The sequence below is a fragment of the Arenivirga flava genome, assembly GCF_030161575.1.
GTDB classification, from domain to species: domain Bacteria; phylum Actinomycetota; class Actinomycetes; order Actinomycetales; family Microbacteriaceae; genus Arenivirga; species Arenivirga flava.
The window spans coordinates 50,157-68,578 of record NZ_BSUL01000001.1 but is presented as its reverse complement, the minus strand read 5'-3'; the positions used below and the strand labels follow the sequence as shown (position 1 = coordinate 68,578).

The window sequence follows — 18,422 nt, the reverse complement described above, 5'->3', positions numbered from 1 at the left end:
TGCTCTCCGTTCCGGCCGTGCAGCCTGTCAGCATCATCGCGCCGCCTAGGAGGACGGCCAGCAGTCTCCGTTTACTCATCGCCGTAACTCGACCAATACGTCTTCAAGCACCCTGTGGTTCTCCAGCTCGTCAGAGGCGATGAGCACGTGATTCTCGACCGGCGTCGTCGAAAGCGGAAAGCTGGGTGTCTCGCCTTCGATACTGAGCGCCCCGCCACTCCCAAGATAGAAGTCAAAGTCACCCTCTCGCTCGTAGACGGTTGACGAGAACGCATCGTCGTTGGCTGAGATGCGACCATTCCAGATGAGTCCCGTCGTCTGACCGATCGTCAGGATGTCGGTGTAGGCCCAGTGGTGATAGCGAGTTCCGGCGCGGTCGTCCCACCTTGCTGAATGCCGAGAAGCTTCGACACCTCGCCTGCTGACCGCCCCGCATCACTGAGGCGGCGGCCCACTGCCCACGAAGTCAGTACGAGCTGAGTCGCTCCTCCGACGGCGCGAGACGGATGCACGCGGATCCTGAGGTGACGTCGAGCAACGCTCCGTCCCGCTCGATGGACACGAGCCAGAGGTAACCGTCTCGGCGCACCGTCGTCAGATCGATGCCGCCCTGCGAGGTCTCGCGGAGCGATTCGAAACCTTCGAGCGCCGCGAAGTGCTCTTGTACCGCATCGAGCAGACCGTCGGAGCGACCAGGATCGACCGCCACAGTGGTGCGTCCGGTCCAGCGCTTGACTCCGTCATCGGAACAGCTCAGCAGAACGCCTTCCTGCTGCTGTTGGATTGCATCCGGGGAGACATCGGGGACCAGCTCAGCGATCTGTCGCTCCACCTGCATCGTCGTTTGCTTCGCTGTCTCGAGCGTGATCGTCTCGTCCACCACCGGTTCCTCCTCCACGCTGGCGCACGCGGTGAGCGTCATCACTGCACCGAGCACCGCCATACCTGCGACTTTGCGCATTCTCGACATCACCGGTCCATCCTCGCGCGCATGTCCAGGAGCGCCTCCAAGTTCTTGTCCTCCTGCGTTGCGATCAGGGTGTGATTCTCCGTCAGTCCGGCGCCGGACGCGCTCCGGATCTCGCCGGGCGGGGTCGGTGCCCAGGGATTTGTCGTCGTCGGAATGTAGATCGTCGAGTCCTCGTCGGATTCGTAGATCGTGCTCGTGAAAGCGGGATCCGTATCAGGCACGTTCCCTTCACCGACGAGCCCGAAGTCCTGCGCGACCGATAGGAAGTCGGTGTATGACCAATGGTGGTAGCCGGTGTCGCCGTCGGCGTCCCAGCCCTGCGGCATCCAGGCGCCGGCCAGCGAGTGCACCTGGTCATAGTGCGCGCCGGCGACCTCCGATCCCGTCGTCGCTGCGAGACCCCAGCTGTGCCCCATCGCGATGCTCTGGCTGCCGTCAATGCGGGGATCGGCCCGGATCCCGTCCTGGAAAGCAGCGAGCGCGGAGCCGGTATCCAGTGCGAGCTGCTGGGCGTTGGCCTCGTTGATCCCGACGAAGGTGTCGACGGGCTTGCCGAGCTCGCGAGTTTGCCCCGGGAACTCGGCACCTTTCCAGACGAAACCGACCGCCCCGGAGTTCTCTCCGGTGAACCACTTCGCTGCCTCTTGCACGGAACCGTCGTAGAACGACTGCATGTTCGTGAATGTACCCGGCGTGTAGGTGATGACGCGGTGGTACTCCTTCGTGAAGTCACCGACCATTTCGACGATGTGCCCGCGGTCGCGGTCCCAGAGATAGAGCTGCACGCTGCCCTCAGCGACCTTAGCGACGTAGGTGCGCTCATCGCGAAGTTTCTCGAGATGATCAGCGAATACCTCCTCACGGAGCGCTCCGCTCGGCCTGGATTCCTCGGCGCTGCGGATTTCCTCGTCGATCGTCGTCAGCGCTCTTGTCGCGTTAACCCGGTTCGCGGCTGCGCGGGCGAGGGGTGGGATCCCTCCGAGGGCGCCGATGGCACCGGCGGCCCCGAGGACCAGCGCGGTCTGCTGAGGCTCGCCCAATGACGCCCACCATGTCCGATGGCCGCTCCCAGCCGACGCCCCGTCTCGCCGGCTTGCTCGTCGACCCCGGTGAACTCGAGGATCGCGCCCCGCACTCCGGCCTTCTCGACAGCGAGCAGGTTGGCGACCGCACCAACACGAGCCTGATGGATGCTCGTGGTCTGAGCGAGTACGCCCTCGACAGCAGCCGAACCCAACTGGACGGCTCCGATGAGCAACGTCGATTCGCTGAGCAGACTCGATGCGGCAGACGACTTCGATCGTGAACACGGGCTCTCTTTCACATCGGCTGTCGCGCATCTGGCGAGCAACATCGACCCGAGAGGCGCCGCGATCAGCAGCCGTTGTTGTCGCATGGGCTTGGTCATTTCACTACCGTCGTCGTCGTGGCTCAGCCTCCCTCAGCTTCGTTGCCGCAGCGCGAAGTCACGAGAAGGCTGACCGCGGGGCGATCCGGCGGGAGGAAGTCAGTCACGGACACGCCCGCATCTCCACACTCCGACATTTCGAGCCGGATTCGATTTCAGACGACCAGACCTGGGTGCTCGTCATCAGCGAGCGGGAAGCACGGCGAGGCGGAGGCCACACCGATACTCATTTCCTCCGCCCAAGGCGACACGAGATACGAATCGCCATCGGCTCCGAGCAGCTGCACCCGCGGCTCGCCGGAGATCGTCTGGTCCCACCGTGCAGCGAAGCCTCGTTCCTCGAATGCCGCTGCGATGCTCGCCAACGTCGCTTCGAGATCCGGCAGCTCGGACAGCACGACGGTCGCCCTTCCAGTCCATTGCGCGCTGCCCTCCGACTCGCACGCCATCAGCACACCGGTGTCGGGCTGCTCGAGTGATGCGATCAGCTCCTGCGGCAGCAAGGCAACGATCGCCTCCTGCTGCTGTTGCGCAGCGCGCTTGGCCGATTCGAGATCCTGGGCCACCGGGTCCTCCGTTCCGCACCCCGTCAAGAGCATCGCGATGACGAGCGCGCCGACGGTCGCCGTTGCTCGTGCTCTGCCCCTCATCGCTCCATCACCGCCTTGATGTCCTCTAGAGCGCGCTGGTTATCGGCTTCGCGAGCGATGACGTCGAGCTGCAGGCTCGCGTGACGGCGGGACACCTTCGGATCGTTCAACCGGATCTGCGCAGCCGAATCCCGGCCGATGAAAGCCACCCCGTCGCCCAAGGGAACCGTGCGCCGCTCACGGCGCGGCTCCTCCACCACGACCGTCGCCCGCGCAGTCACGAAGGCGTCGTCCGGACCCTCCGGGCTCGTTACCGACACCAACGCACCCGAGCCGATCCCGGCCTCGTGCACGGACAACAACGGGCTCAGCACGCGTGGGGCGGTACGCCCGCCGCCATCCGTCCACAACGTCACCGGCTGCCGCAGCCGCTGCTCCACCGTCTGCCGGAACAGCGCCGACGCGAGATCCCCGACCGTCGCCGTCGCGTCGCACGACACCACCACGTCGTCGTCGCCGCGCTCCGAACGCACCGTCAGCTTCAATCGCACGTCGATCCCCCGATATCCCGCCGCCTGCGCAGCGCGTCGAGCCTAGTCAGGCACGGTCGCAAGCGTGGCTCATTCGGGGAGGGCAGCAGGACTACAGCAGCACAACGCATGACGACGACCACGACGGTCTTCACGGAACCAGCTGATCAGCCGAGCTCACACCCGTCTCATCAACCGTCCATCCGACCGTCTCTTCGGTGGAAGTGCTGGGACACTACTCCAACCACGCGAGGGCCGCGAATGCAGTGATCGAGCTGCTGGATCGGGCTTCTCGGGGCGAGATCCGGCTTCCGCGGCTCGAGACACCTGCTGTGAATAAAACCCTCGAGCGGTCGGGAAGGTTGTCGAAGGCGCGGATCGACGAGCTCGTTGAGCGGCATCAAGCGGGCGAGTCTGCCCGGGCGCTGGCCGTCGAGTTCGAGGTGCACCGCGAGACGATCCGCGCGCTGCTGAAGCGGCGCGGGCTGCCAACTCGGTCGAGGTGACCGTCCACGCCCTAGCAATGAGGTCGCGCCGCCGCACGTTTCGAGCGCCTTACGAGTCCCAGTCCTAATCTCCGACAAACCACAGATGGGATTGCCCCGAGTTTGGTTGACAGTCGGGGGGTTGTAGAAATCAGGCCGCCTTTGCGGCCGTGTAGATCATCTCAAACTCGACCGGGGTGAGTTTCCCGAGGCCGCGTTGGCGGCGGCGCCGGTTGTACTTCGTCTCGATCCAGGACACCATCGCCAGGCGCAAGTCCTGCCGGGTTTCCCACCGGCGCGTGTTGAGGACGTTCTTCTGCAGCAGCGCGAAGAAGCTCTCCATGCTCGCGTTGTCGCCAGCGCCGTAGGAGCGGCCCATCGACCCGACGAGCCCGTGACGTTGCAGGAGCTCGTGGGTCTTCTTGGCACAAAATTGGCCGCCTCGGTCGGAGTGGCAGATCGTGCCGACCGGGGAGCGCAACGCGATCGCGTTGCGCAGGGCTGCGCGGACGAGTTCGCCGCGCATGCGGTCGCCGATGGAGTAGCCGACGATCTTGTTCGACCAGAGGTCCTTGATCGCGCAGATGTAGACCTTGCCCTCCCGGGTCGGGTGCTCGGAGATGTCCCACAACCAGACCGTGTTCGGCCCGGCCGCGACGAACCGGTGCCGGACGACGCCGTGCTCGTCGACGATCGCGAGGAGATCGTCGTGCGGGGCGGGCCCGGCGCTGCCGGCCTTGCTGCGTTTGGGGTGGTGTGAGGCCTGGATGCCCGCGATACGACACAGTCGCGCCACCCGGTTCTCGCCCACGACCAGGTCGTGCTCACTGGCGAGCTCGTCGGTCAGGAACCGGTACCCGAGCGTCGCGTCCTTGTCGTGCTCGACGCGCAGCGCGTCGATGACATGCGCGTCGTCCCAGTCCCGCTGGGACACCGGCTCCGCCAACCACTGGTAATACCCCTGCCTCGAGAGGCCGAGGACCCGCAACGCCACCGCGACCGGCACCCGCACGCGGGCGCCGGGCTCGGCCATCTCTCGGACGAGCGGGAAGACTATTTTCCCGGCAGGTTTGCCTGCGACAGATACGCCGCCGCCCGCCGCAGCACCTCGTTCTCCTGCTCGAGCAAACGGATCCGCTTCCTCGCTTCACGCAGTTCGGCACGGTCGGCGTCGCTCGCACCGGCACGAACGCCGTCTTCGATGTCGGCGCGCTTGATCCAGTTCGTCAACGAGCCTTCGGAGATCCCGAAGTCCTTCGCGATCTGGACCAGCGGCGCTTGCCCGCGTCGGGCGACGGCCACGACATCGTCACGGAACTCTTTCGGATACGGCTTCGGCACAGGGAACATCCTTCCATCAGAGACCCACGGGCCTCAGAACTCAGATGTCAACCAAAGTCGGGGCAGTCCCCGGCATGCTGGCCGTGATCAATGAGTACCAGTCCAAGGCTTCAGGAGCTGACATCGCCTTCAAGATGGGCGAGAAGGCCAGGCGCGGTGGAACGCTCGGCAAGGCCAAGCTCGGCTACCTCAACGTGATCGACTCGAGCGAGGGCCGGCAAATCCGCACGGTCGGTCTCGACCCGGATCGGGCCCCCTTCGTCAAGCTCGCGTTCGAGCTTTACGCCACCGGCAACTACACCCTCAATGACATCGTGGACGAGTTGACGGAGCGCGGCCTCACTACGCGCCCGACAGCAAGTCGCCCCGCCGGCCCGGTATCGGTCAACAAGATCCACCAGATGCTCACCGACAGTTACTACGTCGGCATCGTCAGCTACAAGGGCGAGCAGTTCGCCGGGCGCCACGAGCCGCTGATTGACGAAGAACTGTTCAATGCCGTACAGGCACTCGTCGAATCACGAGGTCGTTCGGGTGAGCGTCGCCGTGAGCACCACCATTACCTCAAGGGCTCCGTCTACTGCGGTGAATGCAGGCGCCGATTCGGTGTCGAGCAGCGTCTCATCCTGCAGCGGGCGGTTGGGCGCAATGGCGGCGAGTACTACTACTTCTTCTGCCCTGGCCGGCGAGAGCGCGACTGCAACCAGCCGCACCACAACGTGCTGCGCGTTGAGTACGCGGTCGAGGACTTCTACAAGACGAAGCGCTTCGGCCCCGACTTCATCGCTGCGATGCGCGACCTCATGACGGGCACGATCGCCGACCAGTCCGACGCTCAGCGCCTGCTCCAGCGACAGCTCCGCGAGCAGCTCAAGTCCTACGACGTGCAGGAGGAGAACCTCCTCGATCTCGCGGCCGATCCCGAGGTTCCGCAGGCTCGCATCCGGGCGCGACTGTCCAAGATCAAGCTCGAGCGCGAGCGCCTCTCCGGACAGCTTGGTGGCGTCGAGACCGATCTCAAGATGGGCGTGCGCTACATCGAGGCCAACCTTCGTCTCCTCGAGAACCCGCAGGAGCTCTACGTGGTCGCGGAGGACGAGGTTCGGCGCCGGCTCAACCAGGCGATCTTCCACCGGCTCTACATCAGCGATGAGGTCGTGGAGGGCGCCGAGCTCAACGAGCCGCTCGGCCAGTTGCTGGCGACGGAGGCAGCCTACCGAGCATCGGACGCTGGGCTCGGGGCTGAGGCGATCAAGGCGGCTTACAACGCTGCATTCGCGCGGAACGTCCCCGCAAAGCAGAAGGCCGCCCAGGAGGACGGCCTTCTCGACAGCTCACAGCGCATGACGACGACTTGGACTTACTTGATCACCGCCGCTTCAGCGGACGGTGTTTCTAATAAGCCTCCTATGGTGGAGATGGGGGAATTGAACCCCCGTCCATCGCTGAGTTTGCACGTCTTCTCCGGGCGCAGCTCATGAAGGCGTTCTACTCGGCCCCGATCCTTGCCATGAGCCCCTGGATCGACAGGCCCAGCCCGAGTACAAGTCCCGCGCGACGCTCAGGCGTCGCCGCGCAGCGAGCCTCCTAGATGACGCCAGGAACCGGGGCGGAGGCGAACCCGGTCTGACGGACTTACGCGCTGGCCTTAGGCGGCGAGGGCGAAGTCGGTGCGCTTAGCATTGGCACCTATTGGTTTGCGGAGGGCGTTAACGAGATAACCCCGCGTCCTCGGCCCGCTTCTCGTGCGCATCCAGGCGATGTCGAAACCGATCATCCCCCTGCGGGCCGTCGTCATGCGCTGTGGAGTTGCCAAGCCGCCCTCGCGAGCGGTGTCCGCCGTTTCCGGCGGGCCGTTCAGTGTAACCCGCATCCCGCCCGCGGCGCATGCCCCGCGCATCCGCTCAGAGCGAAGCGGATGCATCGAGCCGTCACGCGAGGTCACCGCTCACCCGCTCTCACTAGGCTTCGCAACGACCCGTCCGACCGACAAGGGAGCGTCTGCAACCCATGGCCAACATCCACGCCGACATCACCGGTGCCTTCGGCAAGACCCCGCTCGTGCGACTGAACCGCGTCACCGAGGGCGTCGGCGCCACCGTGCTGGGCAAGCTCGAGTTCTACAACCCCTCCGCCAGCGTCAAGGACCGCCTGGGCATCGCCATCGTCGACGCCGCCGAGGCGTCCGGTGCGCTGCAGCCCGGCGGCACGATCGTCGAGGGCACCAGCGGCAACACCGGCATCGCGCTCGCCGCGGTCGGCGCGGCGCGCGGCTACGAGGTCGTGCTCGCGATGCCCGAGACCATGTCGAACGAGCGCAAGCTGCTGCTGCGCGCCTACGGTGCCGAGCTCGTGCTCACCCCGGGCGGCGAGGGCATGAAGGGCGCCGTCGCCCGTGCCGAGCAGATCGCCGCCGAGCGCGAGGGCGCGGTGCTGGCGAGCCAGTTCGCGAACGAGGCGAACCCCGCCATCCACCACGCGACCACCGGCCCCGAGATCTGGCAGGACACGGACGGCGAGGTCGACATCTTCGTCTCCGGCATCGGCACGGGCGGCACCATCACGGGCGCCGGCCGCTACCTGAAGGAGCAGAAGCCGGGCCTGCAGGTCGTCGGCGTCGAGCCCGCCGAGTCGCCGATCCTCAACGGCGGCAACCCGGGCCCGCACAAGATTCAGGGCATCGGCGCCAACTTCGTGCCGCCGATCCTCGACCGCGAGGTCTACGACGAGATCATCGACGTCGACATCGCGACCTCGGTGGCCACCGCCCGCCGCCTCGGCACGGAGGAGGGCATCCTCGCCGGCATCTCGTCGGGCGCCACGGTGCACGCCGCGCTCGAGCTCGCGAAGCGACCCGAGAACGCCGGCAAGACCATCGTCGTGATCCTCGCCAGCTACGGCGAGCGCTACCTCTCGACGGTGCTCTACGAGGACCTGGCCTGACCTCACGGCCCGATAGCCTTGGTCGCATGAGGCTTCGCGAGGACGTGCGCGCCGTCCAGGCCCGCGACCCCGCCGCCCGGTCGGGCCTGGAGATCGTGCTCGCCTACTCCGGCATGCACGCGCTCTGGGCCCACCGGGCGTCCCACACCCTCTGGCGCGCGGGCCTGCGGCTGCCGGCCCGGCTGCTCTCACAGCTCGTCCGCTCGCTCACCGGCGTCGAGATCCATCCGGCCGCCCGCATCGGCCGCCGCGTCGTCATCGACCACGGCATGGGCGTCGTGATCGGCGCCACCGCGGTCGTCGGCGACGACGTGCTGATTTACCACGGCGTCACGCTCGGCGGGCGCACGCTGCGCACCGGCAAGCGCCACCCCACCATCGGCGACCGCGTCGTCATCGGCGCCGGCGCCAAGGTCATCGGCCCCGTCACGGTCGGCGCGGACACCCGCGTCGGCGCGAACGCCGTCGTCACCCGCGACGCGGCGCCGGGCAGCACGCTGGTCGGCGTGCCCGCACGGCAGATCGGCACCGGTCCAGCCGTACCCGTCGAGCTCGACCTGGGCGCGGGGATCTGAGGCCGGGTCGCACCCGCCTCATCCTCCCGTTGGGGCGCATCGGCGACAACGGGGCGTGCGCCCGCATGCCCCAGCGTCGCCAAAGCGCCCCAAAGGCTGGTGAGGACAGCGGAGGGGCGGAGAAGCAGGGGGCGATGTGCTGGGCGGAGCGCGGCCTGAGCCCTACTCCCCCAGGTTGCGGTAGCGCATGGCGCGCTGCGCCTCGCGGTTGTCCTGCTGCTCGCGCAGCGCCTGACGCTTGTCGTACTCGCGCTTGCCCTTCGCGATCGCGATCTCGACCTTGGCCCTGCCGTCGCTGAAGTAGATCCTGAGCGGCACGAGCGTGTAGCCGCCGCCCTGGATGCGCTGGCTGATCTTGATGATCTGCGCCTTGTGCAGCAGCAGCTTGCGCTTGCGGCGGGTCGCGTGGTTCGTCCACGAGCCCGATCCCCACTCGGGGATGTGCACGTTGTCGAGCCACGCCTCCTCGCGGTCGATGTACGCGTAGCCGTCCACCAGCGAGGCCTTGCCCTCGCGCAGCGACTTCACCTCGGTGCCCGAGAGCACGAGGCCCGCCTCGTAGGTGTCCTCGATCGAGTAGTCGTGTCGCGCCTTGCGGTTCGTCGCGACGACGCGCTCTCCCTGCTCCCTGGGCACCGTCTCACCTCATCCGTCCATCGCCGCGCACCGGACCGTGCGGGCAGCCTCACAGCCTACCGCGCGGACGGGCCTCAGACCCGCAGGTACCGGCTGATGGCGAACTGGGCGCTGAGCGCCGAGAGCAGCACCCCGACGCCGATCACGAGCGGCAGCACGAGCCACACCTCGTCGAGGTCGATGAAGCTGAAGGCGGTGAGCTGCGCCGTCAGGTAGTCGCCCACGAAGAAGTGCACGAGCGCCACCAGTGCGGCGCAGGCGAGCACCGAGCCGATGAGCGCCGCCACGATGCCCTCGAGGATGAACGGCGTCTTGATGAACGCGTTCGAGGCGCCGACGAGGCGCATGATGCCGAGCTCGCGCCTCCGGGAGAAGGCGGAGAGACGGATGGTCGTGGCGATCAGCAGCACCGCCGCGACGAGCATGAGGGCCGCGATGCCGATCGCCGCGACGCTCGAGGCGTTGAGGGCGTCGAAGATCGGCGCCAGGTAGCTGAGCTGGTTGACGACCTCGTCCACGCCGGCCAGGCCGGCCAGCGACTCGGTGAGCACCTCGAACTGCGCCGGGTCGACCAGGTTGACCCAGAAGGTGCCGCCGAAGTTCTCGGCGCTGCCGAGCTCGGCGGTCGGCGTGCCCGAGAACTGCTGCACGAAGCGGTCGTAGCTCTCCTGCGGGGTGTCGTACGACATGGAGGAGACGAAGGGCTGCAGCACGTCGGAGTCGAGCTCCGCCTGCACCGCCTCGATCTGCGCATCCGTGGCCGCCACGCCCTCGCAGTTGGCCGCGGACTCCGTGCACATGTAGACGACCACCTGGGCGCGGTCGCTCCAGAACTGGCGCATCTCGTTGACCTGCAGCTGCAGCAGGGCCGAGGCGCCCACGAAGGTCAGCGAGATGAACGTGACGAGCACGACCGAGACGACCATGGACAGGTTGCGACGCAGGCCCTGGCCCACCTCGCCCATGACGAGTGCGAACCTCATGCGCGGTCCCCCTTGTCGAACCGGGTACTGCGGATGGGCTTGTCGAAGCCGCGCGGGTCGCGGTCGTCGTCGCCGGGCTGGGCGGCGCTCGCAGGCTGCGCGGCGCTGGCGGGCCGTTCCGTCGCGGCGGGAGCGGATGCGGGCTGCTGGCCGGTGCGCAGCGACTCGGGCGCGGACGGCAGGTCCGTCGCCGCGGTCACCGGCGTGCTCGGGATGGTCACCGCGCCGGTCTCGCGCAGATCGCGTCGCCGGGCGACGGGCTCCGCGTCCGCCGGCGCCTGGATCGGCACGGCCTGCGTCTGGTAGCCGCCGCCGCGCTCGTCGCGCACGATGTCACCCGCGCTGAGCTCGACGACGCGGCGCTGCATCTGGTCGACCAGATCGGCGGCGTGGGTGGCCATGACCACCGTCGTGCCGTTGGCGTTGATGCGCTCGAGCAGGTTCATGATGCCCTGGCTCGTGGCGGGGTCGAGGTTGCCGGTCGGCTCGTCCGCCAGCAGCAGCTGCGGCTTGTTGACGATCGCGCGGGCGATGGCGACGCGCTGCTGCTCGCCGCCGGAGAGCTCGTGGGGCAGGCGCTCCGACTTGTTGCCGAGGCCGACCATCTGCAGCACGTCGGGCACGGCCTCCTGGATGAAGCCGCGGCTCTTGCCGATGACCTGCAGCGTGAACGCGACGTTCTCGGCCACGGTCTTGTTCGGCAGCAGGCGGAAGTCCTGGAACACGACGCCCAGGTTGCGCCGGAAGTACGGCACCTTGCGGCTCGGCAGGCTCTGGAGGTCCTGACCGAGCACGTGGATCTGCCCGCGGTTGGGGCGCTCCTCGCGCAGGATCAGCCGCAGGAAGCTGGACTTGCCCGACCCCGATGCGCCGACGAGGAAGACGAATTCGCCCCGCAGGATCTCGAGGTCGACCGCGTTGAGGGCAGGGCGGGCGGTGCGCGCGTACTGCTTGGTGACCTGGTCGAATCGAATCATGACGGCACGAGCCTAGGTCGCCGCATCCGCGATCCCGGGAGCGACACCCGCGCGGGGGCGGCGGGTCCCTGAGGGTTCCTTATGAACAGAGCGCCCGGTGCTCGTCATCGAACCGATCGAGCACAGCTCGATCGGCGCTGGCGTCGCACTGACGCTTCGCGTCAGCCTTCAGCTCCAGCGCGCTGCTTGCGCCAGCGGATGCCCGCGGCGATGAAGCCGTCGAGGTCGCCGTCGAGCACGATCGCGGGGTTGCCGACCTCGTGTCCGGTGCGCAGGTCCTTGACCAGCTGCTGGCCGTAGAGGAAGTACGACCGCATCTGGTCGCCCCAGCTCGCGGTGATGGTGCCTGCGAGCTCCTTCTTCTTTGCGGCCTCCTCCTCGCGCTGCAGCAGCATGAGGCGGGTCTGCAGCACGCGCATGGCGGCGGCGCGGTTCTGGATCTGCGACTTCTCGTTCTGCATCGACACGACGATGCCGGTCGGGATGTGCGTGATGCGCACCGCCGAGTCGGTCGTGTTGACCGACTGGCCGCCGGGGCCGGACGAGCGGAACACGTCGACGCGGATGTCGTTCTCGGGCACCTCCACGGCCTGGGCCTCCTCCATGACGGGGATGACCTCGACCGCGGCGAAGCTCGTCTGTCGCTTGTCGGCGCCGCCGAACGGGCTGATGCGCGCCAGGCGGTGCGTGCCCGCCTCGACGCTGAGCGTGCCGAAGACGTAGGGGGCGTCGATCTCGAAGGTCGCGCTCTTGATGCCGGCGCCCTCCGCGAAGGAGGTATCCATCACCTTGACCGAGTACTTGTGCCGCTCCGCCCAGCGCAGGTACATGCGCATGAGCATCTCGGCGAAGTCGGTGGCGTCGTCGCCGCCGGCACCGGAGCGGATGGTCACGACCGCGCCGCGGCTGTCGTACTCGCCGTCGAGCAGCGTCTGCACCTCGAGGTCGGCGATGGTCTTCTCGATCGACTTCAGCTCGGTCTCCGCCTCGGCGGCGCTGTCGTCGTCCTCCATCTCGCGGGCCAGCTCGGCCAGCACCTCGAGGTCGTCGAGCCGGCGCTCGAGCGCGGTGACGCGGCCGAGTGCGGCCTGCGCGTGGCTGAGCGCGCTGGTCACCTTCTGCGCGTTCGCGGTGTCGTCCCAGAGGTCGGGGGCGCCCGCCTGCTCGCTGAGCTCAGCGATCTCGCGCTCGAGGCGCTCGGTGTCCACCACCGCCTTGATGTCGGCGAAGGTGGCCCGCGCAGCGGCGATCTGATCGTTGAAGTCGTCCAGCATTGTGCCGACCAGCCTACCGCCCCGGAGGCCCGCGCCGACGGGCGTAGGCTCGGCGGTGATGAGCGTCGCCGAGCAGCCCTTCCGTTGGCGCTCCGTGGCGATCCCGGTGTTCCTGCCGACCGTGCTCTTCGCCACCGGCGAGGGCGCCATCCTGCCGGTCATCCCGCAGATCGTGGCGAACGCCGGGGGCAGCCTCGCGATCGCCGGGCTCGTCGCCGGCATGCTCATGATCGGCACGCTGATCGGCGACCTGCCGAGCGGATGGGTGATCAGCCGCATCGGGGAGCGCCCGGCCATGATCGCCAGCTGCGTGCTCGCGCTGCTGGCGATGGGCGGCTGCCTGCTGGCGCCGACCCCGGCCGTGCTCGCGGCGGCGATCCTCGTGCTCGGCATCGCGACCACCGCCTTCGCGCTGGCCCGGCACTCGTTCATGACCCAGCGGGTGCCGCTGCGGGTGCGCGCCCGGGCGCTGTCGACCCTCGGCGGCTCGTTCCGGCTCGGGCTCTTCATCGGCCCGTTCGTCGGCGCGCTCATCATCGAGCTGACCGGCGACGCGCGGAACGTGTTCTGGGTGCAGGCCGTCATGGCGCTGGCCTGCGTGGTGCTGCTCGCGGCGCTGCGCGACCCGGAGACCGGGCTGCGCGGCTTCGGCGGTGCCGGGGCCGCTGCGCGGCGGGGTCCGGGCGGCGCTGCCGATAGGACCGCGGCGGGCGGAGCCGGCGGGCTCGGAGCGAACGCGGCCGAGCGCCCGAGGGCGGAGTCGCCCGAGCTCGGAGCGGGCGCCGGCTCGCGCACCGCACTCGAGCCGACCGAGCGCGGACCGGGGGCGGACGACGACCCGCCCGCCGCATCCGCCGGCACCTTCCGCACGCTGTGGCGGCGGCGCGACGTGCTGCTGCGGCTCGGCTGGGGCGTGCTGCTCATGGGGGCGCTGCGCTCGAGCCGCATGACCCTGCTGCCGCTGTGGGCCGTGAGCCTCGGCATCGGCGAGCGCGACGCGGCGCTGATCATCGGCCTCGGGGCGGCCATCGACTTCGGCCTCTTCTTCGTGAGCGGATGGATCATGGACCGCTTCGGCCGCGCCTGGTCGGCGGTGCCCGCCATGACGGGTCTGGGACTCGGGCACCTGGTCCTGGCCCTCACGCACGACGTCGGCGCCGCCGCCTGGTGGTTCGGCGCCGTCGCCGTCTTCCTGGCGCTCGCCAACGGCGTCGGCAGCGGCATCATGATGACGGTCGGCGCCGACCTGGCCGACCCGCGCGACCCGGCGCCCTTCCTCGGGGCGTGGCGCTTCATCGCGGACAGCGGCACCGCATCCGCTCCGCTCATCATCTCGGGGCTGACCGCGCTCGTGTCGCTCTCGGCGGCGAGCGCTGCGATGGGCGTGCTCGGCGTGATCGGCGGCCTGGTGTTCCTGCGCTACCTGCCGCGCTACGCGCCGGGCCGCACGCCGCGGGACTGAGCACCCCGCACGCCGCACGCCGCGGGACTGAGCACCCCGCACGCCGCACGCCGCGGGACTGAGCACCCCGCACGCCGCACGCCGCACGCCGCGATCGGTGCCACTTCCGGCGCTCGGGCCGCGCCTCGCCGACCGCGAGTGGCAACGATGCCCGCCGAGGGGACGGAAGCTGCGCTTCCCGAGTCCGCGGGGAGCAACTGGTGTCCCCTGGCCCACTCCGCGCCTCGGAATCGTCGCGGCTTCTGGCGCTCGGGTCGCTCGCGCCGGGATCGTTGCCACTTCCGGCGCTCGGGCCGCGCCTCGCCGACCGCGAGTGCCAACGATCTACGTCGTGGGGACGGATGACGCCCTTGCGCGGTTAGCCTGGGCGCACCGAACAGACAGGGAGCGACGTGCGCCTCATCCTCATCCGCCACGGACAGACACCGTCGAACGTGAAGGGGGTGCTCGACACCCGGCTGCCCGGCCCCGGCCTCACGCTGCTCGGCCTCGAGCAGGCGGCGGCGCTGCCGGGGGCGCTGCGCGACGAGCGCATCGACGCGATCTACGTGTCGGACATGGTGCGCACCAGCATCACCGCGGCACACCTCTCCGCGACCCTCGACCTCGAGCCGATCCAGCGTGCCGGCATCCGCGAGATCACCTCGGGCGACCTCGAGATGCACAGCGACCGTCCCAGCGTCGAGACCTACATGACCGCCGTCTACTCCTGGTCGCAGGGCGACCTCGGTGCGCGCATCCCGGGCGGCGAGGACGGCCACGAGTTCGTCGCACGCTACGACGCCGTCATCGCGGAGGCGCAGGAGAGCGGATGGGGCACCGTCGCCTTCGTGAGCCACGGCGCGGCGATCCGCGCGTGGGCCTCGATCCGCGGCATCAACGTGCCGCGCGAGCACATCCTGAGCAACCCGATGCACAACACCGGCGTCGTCGTGGCCGAGGACACCCCCGAGGGCGAGTGGATCGTGCGCACCTTCCAGGGCGAGGCGCTCGGCGGCGACCGCGTCGACACGACCGTCGGCGGCCCGGCCGGCGAGTCGCCCGCGACCGCTCGCTGAGGCGGCGTCGAGACCAGACGTCGCGGAAGGCCCCTACGGCGCGACGAGCACCGAGCGCGCCGTCGTCGTCACCTCGAGGCGCAGCGCCTCCGGCAGCACGACCCCGACGACCGGCGGTCGCCACTCGGCGGCGAGCACGACGCGGGCGCTGCGGCCGTCGGGCGTGCCGGCCTGCACGAGCTCGAGGCCCTCGAGCCGGTGGGGCACCACAGCGAGGTGGTCCTCGACGGTGACGAGCACGTCGCCGGAGTCGAGGTTCGGCGCGCGCCAGTCGCCGCCCGGGCCGACGCCGGCCAGGTCGAACGCCTCCGCTCCGGCGAGCGCGGCACCGTCGGCGAGGCTCAGCAGCCGCTTGCGCTCCAGGTAGAGCGAGGTGGCGCCCATCGCCACGATGATCAGCGTCAGGCCGAGCAAGGCCCCGAGCAGCACCAGCGGCAGGACGGAGCCGTCATCGCGGCGGAGGATGCGCATCCGCTCGGCCGCCCTCACGACCCGGCTCCCGCGAAGCGCGAGACGCGCTGGCTGGCGACGGCCTCGAGCGGCACGGTGACGGGCAGCGCGGACTGGACGAAGGGCGGCACGAGCGGCAGCGGAACCTCGGCCGTGACGGTCACGTGCACCAGGCTGCCGCGCCCGAGGCAGGGCTCCGGATCGCAGCGGAGCGCGAGCGAGGCGTCGACGTCGTCGAGTCCGTGATCCTCGAGCGCGAACGCCAGCGCGAGCTCGGCCGATTCCCGCCCGGAGGCCACGTCGGGCGCCGCGACGAGCACCCGGGCGGCCTGCCGCGCCGCGCCCTCGACGGCGAGCGCTCCGGCCTGGATCTGCGACACGGCGAGCACGAGGTAGATCAGCGGCACGAGCAGCACGACGCCGGCACCGAGGAACTCGAGCGAGGCGCTGCCGCGATCGTCGCGCAGTCGCGCTCCGACCGCCGAGCTCGTGTCACGGCAGCGTCTCGAGGGCCGCATGGCCGCGCACCTCCAGACCGCGTTCGACACCGAGCAGTCCGAAGAGCGGCAGTGCGGCCCGCACCGTGACCTCGACGGACGGCACGCCGAGATGCTCGCCCTCGACCGCCGTCACGTCATCGGCGTAGGACGGGCCGAGCGCGGTGCCGATCAGCTCGCGCGTGCGCTCAACGCCCGCGGCGGCGGAGCCGTCGGCGAGCGCCGCGAAGCGCGCCCTCCGAGGCCGCGTCGGTCACGGTGTTGCGCACGTGCAGCGCGACTCCCAGCTGCAGCACCGCCAGCAGCAGCGCGAGCAGCAGGGCGCTCACCATCACGAACTCCGCCGGCGCCGAACCGCGCTCGTCCGCGAGGGGATGCCGCATCCGCACCACGAAAGCGGGCACGGAGCGGACGAGCGGATGCACGGCGCAGCCCCTCAGTACCCCATGACGCGGGCGATGGCCGCGTCGAAGACCCCGCTGAGCGCAGGCTCGGCGAGCGCCCAGATGATGAGGACCAGCCCGGCGGTCATGAGCGTGATCAGCACCCAGCCAGTACTAGAGTTCAACATATGAAGCTGCGCGCTGCGATATACGCCCGGATCAGCAATAAGGACAAGCGAACGCCAAAGGTCGCAGATCAGATTGCGATCCTGAAGCTGTTCGCTGGCGAGTGCGGCTACACCGTGGGGCCGGTGTTCCAGGACGACGGCATCGCGGCGTCAGGCAAGAGCATCGACGACACCACGTTGGAGAAGCGCCCCGGCGCACAAGCTCTCCTGAAGGCTATGGAGGCCAAGGAGTTCGATGTGCTCCTTGCTGTTGAAGGCGAGCGACTGGCGAGGACGTATCAAGACGGCTTGAAGTTCATTTCGACCTCCGCCGACGCTGGTGTTCTCTGGCACTTCGAGGGCGACCGGACCCCGCTGGACGTTTCCACACCGAATGGAGAGGAGACAGCCGTAGCGATCTTCACGTCAGGGCGTCGTGAGGGCCGCATCCGCGATGCACGTCAGCGACGACGCTACGAGCGGGAGCGAGCCGCGGGGATGCCCTTGTGGGGCACCCGTCCGTTCGGATTCGAGCCCGACCGGATCACGGTCCGTGAGGAGGAGGCGGCATACATTCGGACCGCCGTCGCCGACTACCTCAGCGGGACGCGCTCCATGCTGAGAATCGCAAAGGACTGGACCGCTGCTGGCGTCAAGACGGACGCGATGCGACCTTCAGAGGCAGATGTCGAGGCGGGCCGGGACTACCGGGAGCGAGTCAGCAGGGATGGTGAGAAGCGCCCGGTGTCAACGGTCTGGACCGCGACGACGGTCCGTCAGCTGCTCCTTCGCCCTCGGAATGCTGGCCTGCTCGTGTACAAGGGTCAGCAGCTCGCAGAGAGCAAGATCGAGCGCATCATCGAGCCGGAACAGCATGAGGCCCTGAAAAGCCGCGTGAAGGCCGGGACACCGGTGTCTGAGCGTGCCGTGACCCTGCTCGGCGGCGTCCTCCGCTGTGAGTGCGGAGCCGTCATGCACGGCACCACGAGCTATTCCCAGCGCAATAAGGAGCGCGGCAACGTCCCCGCGGGCAAGCGCTACGTCTTCAAGAACTACAAATGCTCAAAGGCCCTCTACGACAAGAGCCAGCGCCATGCATCGATAGCCCAAGGTGCCGTCGATGATTTCTTCACGGCTACGCTCCTGGCGGACCTCTTTCACGACAGGATCAAGGCTCCTGGCGACGACGTAAGCGCCAAACTGAGCGACCTGGCTCAACGACTCATTGAGAACCAAGAGAACGTGAAGCACGTAGGGGCACAGTTGCTCGACCCTGCCCTCAAGTCGATCCACGCTCAGGGCAAATCGAATCTGGCAGCCCTCGACAGCGAACGAGAAGAGCTCGAAGCGGAGCGAGATCGCCTCCTCTCCCGCGCTGCCGATGGTGGTGCGCTCTCCGGGTTCCTGGATGAGTGGCGGCGTTCGGACGATGCTCCGTTCAAAGACACCGAGGAGCGCGAGGCCTGGGAGGCTCGCCTCCGTGAGGCTTGGGGCAGCCTGCCCATCGACCGTCAGCGGGCCATGATCCGCGCCCGCTACCGCCCATCCGTGAAGGTTGGTGGACGTGGGATCAGTCGGCTGAGTTTGGGGCAGTTGCCTGGCGGGGACTATATGGGCTTCGACAATCCGGTTTCATTCGAACCCGAGCCCGAGGGCTGGGCAGCCATCTCGTGACTTTCGGATCAGCCTGCTG

At 68.7% G+C, this 18,422-nt stretch carries 21 protein-coding genes, 1 other RNA gene and 1 pseudogene; 8 read left to right on the top strand and 15 right to left on the bottom strand.

Going from position 1 to position 18,422, the window contains the following annotated elements; all coding sequences use genetic code 11:
* Nucleotides 1-466 precede the first annotated feature (466 nt).
* Both QQK26_RS00380 and QQK26_RS00375 read right to left on the bottom strand, forming a co-directional pair.
* The gene (locus QQK26_RS00380; RefSeq protein WP_284228915.1) at nt 467-973 is read right to left on the bottom strand and encodes a hypothetical protein; all 507 of its coding nucleotides are present in this window, start codon (nt 971-973) and stop codon (nt 467-469) included.
* Nucleotides 970-2,010, bottom strand: coding sequence for a hypothetical protein (locus QQK26_RS00375; RefSeq protein ID WP_284228912.1), 1,041 nt, complete (start codon nt 2,008-2,010; stop codon nt 970-972). Before QQK26_RS00375 ends, QQK26_RS00380 begins: the two co-directional genes overlap by 4 nt.
* Between QQK26_RS00375 and QQK26_RS00370 the strand changes: the two genes are divergently transcribed.
* A complete protein-coding gene (locus QQK26_RS00370; protein ID WP_284228910.1) occupies nt 2,010-2,276 on the top strand; it encodes a hypothetical protein in 267 nt (88 codons plus the stop codon). The genes QQK26_RS00375 and QQK26_RS00370 overlap by 1 nt on opposite strands.
* Before the next feature lie 257 nt (nt 2,277-2,533).
* Here the strand turns inward: QQK26_RS00370 and QQK26_RS00365 are convergent, their stop codons facing one another.
* Together QQK26_RS00365 and QQK26_RS00360 are read right to left on the bottom strand one after the other, a co-directional pair.
* Nucleotides 2,534-2,944 (bottom strand): hypothetical protein, encoded by a 411-nt coding sequence (locus QQK26_RS00365; protein ID WP_284228908.1) that lies wholly within the window; start codon nt 2,942-2,944, stop codon nt 2,534-2,536.
* Between the two features lie 80 nt (nt 2,945-3,024).
* Nucleotides 3,025-3,519, bottom strand: a complete 495-nt coding sequence (locus QQK26_RS00360) for an FHA domain-containing protein (protein ID WP_284228905.1) — start codon at nt 3,517-3,519, stop codon at nt 3,025-3,027.
* A 197-nt stretch (nt 3,520-3,716) separates the two neighbouring features.
* On the opposite strand from QQK26_RS00360, the gene QQK26_RS00355 reads away from it, so the two are divergent.
* On the top strand, nt 3,717-4,004 hold the full coding sequence (locus QQK26_RS00355) for a helix-turn-helix domain-containing protein (protein WP_284228903.1): 288 nt from the start codon (nt 3,717-3,719) through the stop codon (nt 4,002-4,004).
* Nucleotides 4,005-4,134: 130 nt separating this feature from the next.
* Here QQK26_RS00355 and QQK26_RS00350 read toward each other — a convergent pair.
* Nucleotides 4,135-5,324 (bottom strand): IS3 family transposase gene (locus QQK26_RS00350; protein WP_284228901.1). Its coding sequence is split into 2 segments (ribosomal slippage): nt 4,135-5,043 and nt 5,046-5,324, totalling 1,188 coding nucleotides; the frame shifts between segments, so codons are not numbered across the junction.
* 44 nt (nt 5,325-5,368) lie between these two features.
* On the opposite strand from QQK26_RS00350, the pseudogene QQK26_RS16355 reads away from it, so the two are divergent.
* Nucleotides 5,369-6,019: pseudogene (locus QQK26_RS16355) on the top strand (recombinase family protein); the annotation flags it as partial.
* Between the two features lie 715 nt (nt 6,020-6,734).
* Here QQK26_RS16355 and ssrA read toward each other — a convergent pair.
* Nucleotides 6,735-7,105: a transfer-messenger RNA gene (ssrA, locus tag QQK26_RS00335) on the bottom strand.
* A gap of 229 nt (nt 7,106-7,334) precedes the next feature.
* Here ssrA and cysK point away from each other — a divergent pair.
* Nucleotides 7,335-8,267: a cysteine synthase A gene (cysK, locus tag QQK26_RS00330; protein ID WP_284228890.1), complete on the top strand. Its 933-nt coding sequence runs from the start codon at nt 7,335-7,337 to the stop codon at nt 8,265-8,267.
* A 26-nt stretch (nt 8,268-8,293) separates the two neighbouring features.
* Complete coding sequence (gene cysE / locus QQK26_RS00325; protein WP_284228888.1) at nt 8,294-8,842, top strand: serine O-acetyltransferase; 549 nt, start codon at nt 8,294-8,296, stop codon at nt 8,840-8,842.
* Nucleotides 8,843-9,004: 162 nt separating this feature from the next.
* On the opposite strand, the gene smpB is transcribed toward cysE, so the two are convergent.
* The 4 genes from smpB to prfB all read right to left on the bottom strand — a co-directional run bounded on the left by smpB (nt 9,005) and on the right by prfB (nt 12,712).
* A complete protein-coding gene (smpB, locus tag QQK26_RS00320; protein WP_284228886.1) occupies nt 9,005-9,478 on the bottom strand; it encodes an SsrA-binding protein SmpB in 474 nt (157 codons plus the stop codon).
* 74 nt (nt 9,479-9,552) lie between these two features.
* Nucleotides 9,553-10,461 carry a permease-like cell division protein FtsX gene (gene ftsX / locus QQK26_RS00315; RefSeq protein ID WP_284228884.1) on the bottom strand — a complete coding sequence of 303 codons (909 nt, stop codon included), beginning with the start codon at nt 10,459-10,461 and terminating at the stop codon, nt 9,553-9,555.
* The gene (ftsE, locus tag QQK26_RS00310; RefSeq protein WP_284228882.1) at nt 10,458-11,438 is read right to left on the bottom strand and encodes a cell division ATP-binding protein FtsE; all 981 of its coding nucleotides are present in this window, start codon (nt 11,436-11,438) and stop codon (nt 10,458-10,460) included. The genes ftsX and ftsE overlap by 4 nt, the downstream gene beginning before the upstream one ends.
* 161 nt (nt 11,439-11,599) lie before the next feature.
* The gene (prfB, locus tag QQK26_RS00305; protein WP_284228880.1) at nt 11,600-12,712 is read right to left on the bottom strand and encodes a peptide chain release factor 2; all 1,113 of its coding nucleotides are present in this window, start codon (nt 12,710-12,712) and stop codon (nt 11,600-11,602) included.
* Nucleotides 12,713-12,770: 58 nt separating this feature from the next.
* Here prfB and QQK26_RS00300 point away from each other — a divergent pair, with 58 nt between their 5' ends.
* Together QQK26_RS00300 and QQK26_RS00295 are read left to right on the top strand one after the other, a co-directional pair.
* Nucleotides 12,771-14,174: an MFS transporter gene (locus tag QQK26_RS00300; protein ID WP_284228879.1), complete on the top strand. Its 1,404-nt coding sequence runs from the start codon at nt 12,771-12,773 to the stop codon at nt 14,172-14,174.
* Between the two features lie 392 nt (nt 14,175-14,566).
* Nucleotides 14,567-15,232: a histidine phosphatase family protein gene (locus QQK26_RS00295; RefSeq protein ID WP_284228877.1), complete on the top strand. Its 666-nt coding sequence runs from the start codon at nt 14,567-14,569 to the stop codon at nt 15,230-15,232.
* 33 nt (nt 15,233-15,265) lie between these two features.
* Here QQK26_RS00295 and QQK26_RS00290 read toward each other — a convergent pair whose 3' ends face one another.
* From QQK26_RS00290 to QQK26_RS00275, 5 genes are read right to left on the bottom strand one after another with little or no spacing between them, the layout of a single operon-like run.
* Complete coding sequence (locus QQK26_RS00290) at nt 15,266-15,703, bottom strand: pilus assembly protein TadG-related protein (RefSeq protein WP_284228875.1); 438 nt, start codon at nt 15,701-15,703, stop codon at nt 15,266-15,268.
* Nucleotides 15,704-15,717: 14 nt separating this feature from the next.
* Complete coding sequence (locus QQK26_RS00285) at nt 15,718-16,200, bottom strand: hypothetical protein (RefSeq protein ID WP_284228873.1); 483 nt, start codon at nt 16,198-16,200, stop codon at nt 15,718-15,720.
* Nucleotides 16,175-16,315 (bottom strand): hypothetical protein, encoded by a 141-nt coding sequence (locus QQK26_RS16105; protein ID WP_348519971.1) that lies wholly within the window; start codon nt 16,313-16,315, stop codon nt 16,175-16,177. The genes QQK26_RS00285 and QQK26_RS16105 overlap by 26 nt, the downstream gene beginning before the upstream one ends.
* 52 nt (nt 16,316-16,367) lie before the next feature.
* On the bottom strand, nt 16,368-16,604 hold the full coding sequence (locus QQK26_RS16100; protein ID WP_348519970.1) for a TadE/TadG family type IV pilus assembly protein: 237 nt from the start codon (nt 16,602-16,604) through the stop codon (nt 16,368-16,370).
* 11 nt (nt 16,605-16,615) lie between these two features.
* Nucleotides 16,616-16,750: a hypothetical protein gene (locus QQK26_RS00275; protein ID WP_284235385.1), complete on the bottom strand. Its 135-nt coding sequence runs from the start codon at nt 16,748-16,750 to the stop codon at nt 16,616-16,618.
* On the opposite strand from QQK26_RS00275, the gene QQK26_RS00270 reads away from it, so the two are divergent.
* The gene (locus tag QQK26_RS00270) at nt 16,751-18,403 is read left to right on the top strand and encodes a recombinase family protein (protein WP_284228871.1); all 1,653 of its coding nucleotides are present in this window, start codon (nt 16,751-16,753) and stop codon (nt 18,401-18,403) included. It abuts the gene before it with no gap.
* The last annotated feature ends 19 nt before the right edge of the window (nt 18,404-18,422 follow it).

Coding starts and splice junctions, on each gene's coding strand:
- QQK26_RS00370 (WP_284228910.1), top strand. CDS start 2,010: ATGACGCCCACCATGTCCGATGGCCGCTCCCAGCCGACGCCCCGTCTC.
- cysK (WP_284228890.1), top strand. CDS start 7,335: ATGGCCAACATCCACGCCGACATCACCGGTGCCTTCGGCAAGACCCCG.
- cysE (WP_284228888.1), top strand. CDS start 8,294: ATGAGGCTTCGCGAGGACGTGCGCGCCGTCCAGGCCCGCGACCCCGCC.
- ftsX (WP_284228884.1), bottom strand. CDS start 10,461: ATGAGGTTCGCACTCGTCATGGGCGAGGTGGGCCAGGGCCTGCGTCGC.
- ftsE (WP_284228882.1), bottom strand. CDS start 11,438: ATGATTCGATTCGACCAGGTCACCAAGCAGTACGCGCGCACCGCCCGC.
- prfB (WP_284228880.1), bottom strand. CDS start 12,712: ATGCTGGACGACTTCAACGATCAGATCGCCGCTGCGCGGGCCACCTTC.
- QQK26_RS00300 (WP_284228879.1), top strand. CDS start 12,771: ATGAGCGTCGCCGAGCAGCCCTTCCGTTGGCGCTCCGTGGCGATCCCG.
- QQK26_RS00290 (WP_284228875.1), bottom strand. CDS start 15,703: ATGCGCATCCTCCGCCGCGATGACGGCTCCGTCCTGCCGCTGGTGCTG.
- QQK26_RS00285 (WP_284228873.1), bottom strand. CDS start 16,200: ATGCGGCCCTCGAGACGCTGCCGTGACACGAGCTCGGCGGTCGGAGCG.
- QQK26_RS00275 (WP_284235385.1), bottom strand. CDS start 16,750: ATGTTGAACTCTAGTACTGGCTGGGTGCTGATCACGCTCATGACCGCC.
- QQK26_RS00270 (WP_284228871.1), top strand. CDS start 16,751: ATGAAGCTGCGCGCTGCGATATACGCCCGGATCAGCAATAAGGACAAG.